Source organism: Anaerosporobacter mobilis DSM 15930, from assembly GCF_900142955.1.
Classification (GTDB): Bacteria; Bacillota; Clostridia; order Lachnospirales; family Lachnospiraceae; genus Anaerosporobacter; species Anaerosporobacter mobilis.
Genome location: NZ_FRCP01000026.1, coordinates 61582 through 69047, shown reverse-complemented (window position 1 = coordinate 69047; position 7466 = coordinate 61582). Strand labels below are relative to the sequence as shown.

Annotated in this window: 7 protein-coding genes; all 7 read left to right on the top strand. The window is 35.9% G+C overall.

Going from position 1 to position 7466, the window contains the following annotated elements; genetic code table 11:
• The first annotated feature begins 261 nt into the window (after positions 1-261).
• The 7 genes from BUB90_RS21460 (at position 262) to BUB90_RS21430 (ending at position 7420) form a co-directional block, all read left to right on the top strand.
• The gene (locus tag BUB90_RS21460; protein WP_073291374.1) at positions 262-618 is read left to right on the top strand and encodes a PDDEXK family nuclease; all 357 of its coding nucleotides are present in this window, start codon (positions 262-264) and stop codon (positions 616-618) included.
• Positions 599-2416, top strand: coding sequence for a Mu transposase C-terminal domain-containing protein (locus tag BUB90_RS21455; protein ID WP_207650262.1), 1818 nt, complete (start codon positions 599-601; stop codon positions 2414-2416). The genes BUB90_RS21460 and BUB90_RS21455 overlap by 20 nt, the downstream gene beginning before the upstream one ends.
• Positions 2406-3647, top strand: coding sequence for a TniB family NTP-binding protein (locus tag BUB90_RS21450; RefSeq protein WP_073291372.1), 1242 nt, complete (start codon positions 2406-2408; stop codon positions 3645-3647). The genes BUB90_RS21455 and BUB90_RS21450 overlap by 11 nt, the downstream gene beginning before the upstream one ends.
• On the top strand, positions 3644-5311 hold the full coding sequence (locus BUB90_RS21445; RefSeq protein ID WP_073291370.1) for a TnsD family Tn7-like transposition protein: 1668 nt from the start codon (positions 3644-3646) through the stop codon (positions 5309-5311). Before BUB90_RS21450 ends, BUB90_RS21445 begins: the two co-directional genes overlap by 4 nt.
• Before the next feature lie 168 nt (positions 5312-5479).
• Complete coding sequence (locus BUB90_RS21440) at positions 5480-5941, top strand: hypothetical protein (protein ID WP_073291368.1); 462 nt, start codon at positions 5480-5482, stop codon at positions 5939-5941.
• Between the two features lie 154 nt (positions 5942-6095).
• On the top strand, positions 6096-6368 hold the full coding sequence (locus tag BUB90_RS21435) for a hypothetical protein (RefSeq protein WP_073291366.1): 273 nt from the start codon (positions 6096-6098) through the stop codon (positions 6366-6368).
• The gene (locus tag BUB90_RS21430; protein WP_073291363.1) at positions 6365-7420 is read left to right on the top strand and encodes an FtsZ/tubulin family protein; all 1056 of its coding nucleotides are present in this window, start codon (positions 6365-6367) and stop codon (positions 7418-7420) included. The genes BUB90_RS21435 and BUB90_RS21430 overlap by 4 nt, the downstream gene beginning before the upstream one ends.
• The last annotated feature ends 46 nt before the right edge of the window (positions 7421-7466 follow it).

Here is a 7466-nt window from a genome sequence, read left to right as displayed (position 1 = left end):
TTGAAGATTATTGTGGATAACTGCAATGAAGATAGACCTCGTTGGTGGATAAATGAAATTGCCCCTACGAGGCGAAAGAGAGTTACCCGATGACATAGTAGTATTTGAAAATGATGTTTTTCGGGAGATATTTTTCGGAGCAAATTATTCGGAAGTGGCTTAAAATAAGGATTCTTATTTCCGAAAAATATAAGCTTAATCATGTTTTCGGGGAAGTCAGATTTTTCGGGAGATTTTTCGGAAAAAATTCGGAGGGAAAAATTGAGAAAAAAAGTGCAAAAAGGACGATGTGAAAAGAGACAAATTCCAAAGTGTAATGAAATCTTGAAGACATACGATGCAGTTCAATATGCATGTGCGGATTATCTTTCAGTGCAGCATGACATTGCAGAAATCAGATGCAATGTTATTCTGGACGACTTGAAGGAGGATGCGGAATACACGTCAGATTTCGTATGCAAGAAAAAAGACGGAGATTTATTAGTAAGGGAATGTGTTTATCGGAAGCAGTTAGACCTACCCAGAACAGCAAAGTTATTAGAGGCATCAAGGGTATATTGGGCGAAAAGAGGTATTACGGATTGGGGGATAGTGATTGATGCAGATTCAAAAGAATGATGTGATTACAGATGAGAATGGAATTGTACTTAGGATATTAGAGGTAAGAGAAAATGAATCATTTGTGGTGGAGTGTAATAAAAAGAGAATGCCGTATTGGATTAGCAATGAAGTTATTTTAGAATATCAGCAGTATGAGCTCGCTGAAATAAATGATGTAACAGAAGAATCTGCAACTTCTATAATGCATCGAAGATATACGATGATTGCTGATATTCTTCCAGTAATGGTAGATGAAAAACTCCGATGCGATGCAATCGCAGATGCATCTGTTCAATATGGAATCAGTAAGCAGACTATTCGGAGCTATTTATGGATGTATCTTGTGGCACAAGACAAAAAAGCATTGGCACCTAATATTAAGAAAATTGATAACAAGGAGCTAACTTTGGATGAGAAGAATATGCGATGGGCATTAAACAAGTTCTTCTATTCAATGAATAAGAACAGTCTATCTGGAGCATATAAAATGATGCTTCATGCTAAGTACTGTGATAATGAGGGGAAGTTAAACCTTTCTTATCCTTCTTTTCATCAGTTTAGGTACTTTTATCGCAAGACAAAAAAACAACAGAATTATATTATTAGTAGGTATGGTCTTAAAAAGTATCAGAGAGATAAACGTCCTTGTATTGGAGATTCTGTTCAGTCATTCGCATCAGCTCCAGGGGTAGGGATGCTCGATAGTACAGTTTGTGATATTTATTTGGTGGATGATGCCGGAAATGTTGTAGGAAGGCCTATTTTGACGGCGTGTGTGGATGCGTATTCTGGTTTGTGTTGTGGTTACACATTGACTTGGGAGGGGGGAGTCTATAGTCTTCGTGAGCTTATGCTCAATGTTATCAAAGATAAAACTACGTATTGCAAAGAATTTGGTATTCATATTTCAGAGAATGAATGGCCTTCAAAACAATTGATGGGGCGATTTGTAACAGATATGGGAAAAGAATACTGTACAGATACATTTGCTCAACTATCTGAGTTGGGTGTAACAATCACATCATTACCTGCTTATCGACCAGAGCTTAAAGGTCCAGTGGAACGATTCTTTAAAATGATTCAAGACTACTATAAACCACATTTAAAGGGGAAGGGAATTATTGAACCAGATTTCCAGGAACGTGGAGTAAAAGATTACAGGAAGAGCGCTTGCTTGAACTTGCGTGAATTCGAAATAATCGTATTACGCTGTATAATTCTTTATAACAGTAAACGCATCATAAAAGATTTTCCATATGACGAAATGATGTTAAAAAATAAAGTTAGACCACATTCTAATACTATATGGAACTGGGGAATAACATTACCAGGAGTCAATTTAATAGATGCCAGTGAAAAGAAATTGGTTCTGACATTATTGCCACGGACAAAAGGTAGATTTAATCGTTTTGGACTAAATGTAAATAAACTTCGTTACTATAATTCGATATTCACAGAAGAATATTTAACTGGAGCAGATTCAGTCGTAGCTTATAATCCGGATGATGTTAGCAATATCTGGCTTATTACAAATGATAGTCAGTACATAAGATTTGATTTAATTGAATCTAGATTCAATGGAAAGAGACTTGCGATGGTGCAGGAGGCACAAGAAGAACAAAAGAAACTCGTATCTATGGAAAAGGAAGATAATCTTCAAGCTGAAATAGACCTAGTAGTTCATATTCAAGCAATAACTTCAAATGTCATTGATTCAGGAAACAAAAACACAAAAGATATACGAAATAATAGAAAAAAAGAAGTAGGTATGCAACATCGAAATATAGCAGGAGAGGTGATTAAGCATGGAGAATGATATATTAAGTCAAGTTCCTAAAATGATATCGGAAAGTGAATTAAAGGATGCGTTGACATTTTTACCAGTGTATGATGAAAATATTCGTAATGCAGATTCATCTGTTCGTTTGTTGGCGTTGTCGGATATATATAAGATATATATTCCGTCTGATATGTCTATCGAAATATACGGAAAGTTATATCTTACCATGATAAGGTCGTTGCAAAAGAAACAAACAACCGATGCAATCACTCAGTTAAATGCTAATTACAAAGCAATCAACGGAGCACCGTTTGTTGGAATTATCGGAGGTGGCGATTCATTTACAATAATTGGAGAATCTGGAATTGGGAAAAGCAGTGCTATTATGAGAGCAATAGGTTTTGCAGGTGGAAGTAATGTAATTCATACAGAGATACCGCACACGCGAATTATTCCATTTTTACTGTGTCAGTGTCCTCATGACTGTTCTGTTAAAGGAATGTTAATTGAAATACTTAGGCAGACAGATACCATTATTGGAAGTAACTATTATGAACAGGCTGTACGTGCCAGAGCAACAACAGATATGCTGATTGGCTCAGTAAGTCAAGTTGCGGTTAATCATATCGGATTATTGATTATTGATGAAATTCAAAATTTAGCTGAGCACAAAGGTGGTCATAAGATGATGGCAATGCTCACGCAGTTGATAAACAATTCGGGCATTGCAATTTGCATGGTTGGTACCAATCAGTCGAAAGTATTATTTGAAAGTGATTTTAGACTTGCAAGAAGGTCTTTAGGTTTGACTTATGAACGGCAATTGTATGGAAAATATTTTTACGATTTCTGTACTACATTATTTCAATATCAGTATTTGAAAAATTATACGCCAATTACTGATGGAGTCATCCGATGGCTATATGAGCATAGTGCAGGAATTATATCATTAGTGGTTTCAATTTTTCATGATGCACAAGAATTGGCCATTTTAAGACAATCAAATGAGAGGTTAGATATTGGATTATTGAACGAGGCCTATAAAAATAGAATGCAAATGATTGAAAGGTATATAGTTCCTAATGATAAAAATAAGCGTAGTACAAATAAGATTGCTGTGAAAGATACTGTGTTACTAAATAGGAGTGTTGGCTATGCAGATAATGGAGTTAATGTTAATGAAATTGTCATGAATGCGAGAAGGAAAGCTTTAAACGTGGTTAATGAATTAAAAGAGGCTGGATATATTATTGAGGTACATATATGAATATTGTACATATGCCATGCCTTTACCCTGATGAATTATTATACAGTCTTTTCGCAAGATTTTATGCTCATAGTGGTTATTTAACATATAGGTCAGTTGCTGAAATTTTATTCGAGGATTTCAGGGGTCAACCCAATATGGAATTTGTCACACGGATTAGCCCAGAAACGCAAGCAATATTATGCCGTAATAGTGATTGGGAGTCAATTATCATGGAACACACCATGCTACCATATTACTGTAGATTTTTAGATGTTAGTAGAAGGCAGAGAGCATATCAAATGGTGTTTGACATGAAAGGTGGATATTCTGAGGCATTAGGAATACCGAAGCAACAATCAGGAACTAAAGCATACTTACGTTATTGTCCTATATGTTCTAGTGAAGACAGAAAACGTTATGGTGAGACATATTGGCATCGATGTCATCAAATTGATGGTATTTTTGTATGTGCAATTCATGGGTGCAGGCTACATAATAGTACCGTATCACGAAGAGGGAAGCAAACACCGACTCTGTATAATGCGGAGGAACATTCATTGATACAGGAGCACTTCATGGGTAGTGAAATTGAGCGACGCCTGGCTGAATATATAAATAATTGCATTAATATGCCAGTCGATATGAACAATGATGTATATGTGGGTGAATTACTTCTGTCACGAATGGAAGAAATGAAATATGTTTCAGTTCGTGGTGAACAAAGGAGGGTAACTCAATTTATTGAGGATATCCAATCATTCTATTCTGAATTAACAGGAAGTGAGCAAATTAGCTCTTGGAAGCTAGAAAAAATATTGAAAGGATACAGGCGTAATCCAATTGAGATATTTCAAATTGCATTCTTCTTAAGTATAACAGCCGAAGAATTAGTAAATCCAATTTTGCCTTTCAATAATCAAAGTCAGTTATTTAATCGTATAGTGGAAGCTAGAATTACTAACGGAGATAGCATCCGAAAGGTTGCAAAAGAGACTGGGGTATCAACTCGAACGATACAGCTAACATGTAAGCAATTAAATATTCGCAGTGCCTATCAGAAGAATATGGAGGGTAGTAATACGTCAAAGTTCAATGAAAAAATAGATAATGAACGAATGTACTGGCTTAATGTTATACGAGATAATCCAGGTAGAAGCTTTACTCAACTATGTGCTATGGAGCATTACAGGAAACGTTTAATGTGGTTGAGACAAAATGATAAGGAATGGACTGATAATCATTGGCCATTAAGAACATCCATACAATTTAATAAGGCTGAATGGGACAATATCGATATCGATACGCTACCACTAGTTGAGAGTGCAATAAAAGATTTAAAGGGTACAGAGAAAGTAAAACCTCGTCAGGTAACAAAATACGCAGTTGCGAAGATACTAGGGTTACCGGATAGACGACTGGAATTATTACCTCGCTGCACAAAAATGATTTTAGAAAATACAGAAAGCAAAGAATCATATTGGGCTCATGAAATTGTATGGGCTATTCAATATATGATTAAGAATGGTGTTGCTTTGAATTACAAGCATTTAAGGGACATAACAAATATGAGAAGGAGTGACTATACTAGAGCCTATCCTGATTTTGTGCTAATTGCTGATAACGAGCTGATTGCAGTTTATGAACAGATTATGGGCATGAATAATGCTTTTGATAAACTGTAAAGTTATTGGTTTAAATAATAGATGTTACCCTTTCATATGAAATTTAAAATATCAGTCCTCTATTTCTTTCATATTGTTATTATCAAACGAGTTGAACGGAGAATTGTTTAACAAACAGAATATCCCCAGCTCGTTTTAAATAACAAACAAATGAAAGGAAAACGCCATATGACAAAGAAAACATTAGAAATGCATTACACGACAATACAGACATTGCAGGAGGCTGATGTAATACCCCGTTTCCTATCCTCGTTACAGGAGAAATTTACTGAAACAGCAGGAAATAGCCACGAAATTGATTGTACTGTCAATCTGGAAGGAAAACAATTGACAGCCCTATATGATGGTGATACTAAAATCATTGCTCGTATTACTAAATACAACGTTCGGTCAATATCTCTTACGAAAATGCCAGAAGTAATGAAAATTTTTGAAACAGCGAAGAAAGAATTGATAAATGAAAATGTTGCAAATCCAAGAGCACTAAGTGCCTTGAAAGCGATTATGCATATACATAGTTGCACTGTGGAGATTTATCCTGACAGTGCCTTGAACAGACAATATGAATATGCAGCTAACAAGCTGGTTGAGCAGATAACCCGGAATAGGACAATTATTATGTTACGGTAAAAAATGAGAGAGTAGATTTTGAAATGAGGTCTACTCTTTACATTTTACTATCGAGCGCGACAGTTGCAGACACTTGGCAACAGATGGCGACTGATGGCGACTGTTCGCATCACTTAGCGACCGTTGACGATTTATTCAGGAAGGAGTGCGTGTATTGAACGAGGTGTCAAACAACTTTAATAGAATGGATTATGTAATATTAAGCATCTTGCTTCGCTCATCAGCGGATGATGCGATAAAAGCTATGACGATTACAGAGATTATGGATGCTTCAGGAGGATGCTTAAAAAGGACTACAACAAGGAAGTTTCTTTTGCATTTAAAAGAGCATAACCTGGTCAATGTATCAGGTAAGGTAGATAAAGCGATGACTTACTATATTACGACAGATGGCATTCAACTGATAGAAGGGGGAAAAATAATATGAGTTTAGTAAAGGAAGCTGCTTTTATAGGGTGTGGACAAGCAGGTGGTAACATCGTTTCTTTGTTTGCGGATGAATACAATAGCCTATTTATTAATACATCCGAAGAGGATTTAAGGTCTCTTAAAAATGCAAAACGGAAATATCAGATTGCAAATGCAGAGGGAGCCAGTAAAGATATTAACAAAGCGATGAAGTTGGTAGCAGATGATTATGATAACATCATTCGAGAAGTGGATTCGATAATAACGGAGCAGATTGTCTTTGTAGTGGGTGCTCTTGGTGGTGGCTCTGGAAATGCTTTGGTTCGTATCATCTCAGAATATCTTGCAACGAATGAGAAAAGTGATAACCGAATTATCTGCCCCGTCTTAGTTCTACCGAATGAAGAAGCAGAAAGCCTAGTAGCGTGTTCGAATGTGTATGAAGCGTTAAAGGACTTGGAATCCTTGAATGTGGGAGCAATGTTTTTGCTTGATAACAAGAAAAAGGTGAATAAATTTGCTATTAACTCAGACTTTTATCACTGTCTAGATGCTCTACTGAAGATGTCAAATCAAAGCAAAGATGGCAATATTGATAAGAGCGAATTAAAAACTTGCTTGAGTGCTAAGGGAGTTTGTACGATTCATAAAATTTCCAAGGATAAAACAAATGCTGCAAATATTATCAGCTCCTTCAATGATAATAAGATATTTGCTCCTATTGAAAAGGATGTTGCTATTACTTACATCGCACTTTCACTTGCAAAAAAGGGAGTGGATGTTAACGATATCATCAAAGGATACACAGTTTATGATTCCTTCCTCGGATATGGTTCTACCAGTACTTTATGTATACTGGTTGGAATGAGTATGCCAGTAGGAAGAATTACGGAAATCAGAAATAAGATTAAGACCGGGAAAAAACAACTTGCCAGCAATTTTCAGAAACTCAATAGCTCTATCTTTGAAGATGATGATGAGGATGATTTTTCGCTGACAGGCATAAAGAATAATAAGCCTGTTCCAAAACCAAATTCAAGAGATTTCTTGGTTAGGAGAGTGGAAAAATAATTTGTGGGATGAAGCTAGTAATTCTGCGACATAAAGATTTTGCCAA

Excerpts from the sequence above, each read along its gene's own strand:
- BUB90_RS21455 (WP_207650262.1), top strand. The coding sequence starts at position 599 with ATGCAGATTCAAAAGAATGATGTGATTACAGATGAGAATGGAATTGTA.
- BUB90_RS21450 (WP_073291372.1), top strand. The coding sequence starts at position 2,406 with ATGGAGAATGATATATTAAGTCAAGTTCCTAAAATGATATCGGAAAGT.
- BUB90_RS21445 (WP_073291370.1), top strand. The coding sequence starts at position 3,644 with ATGAATATTGTACATATGCCATGCCTTTACCCTGATGAATTATTATAC.
- BUB90_RS21440 (WP_073291368.1), top strand. The coding sequence starts at position 5,480 with ATGACAAAGAAAACATTAGAAATGCATTACACGACAATACAGACATTG.
- BUB90_RS21430 (WP_073291363.1), top strand. The coding sequence starts at position 6,365 with ATGAGTTTAGTAAAGGAAGCTGCTTTTATAGGGTGTGGACAAGCAGGT.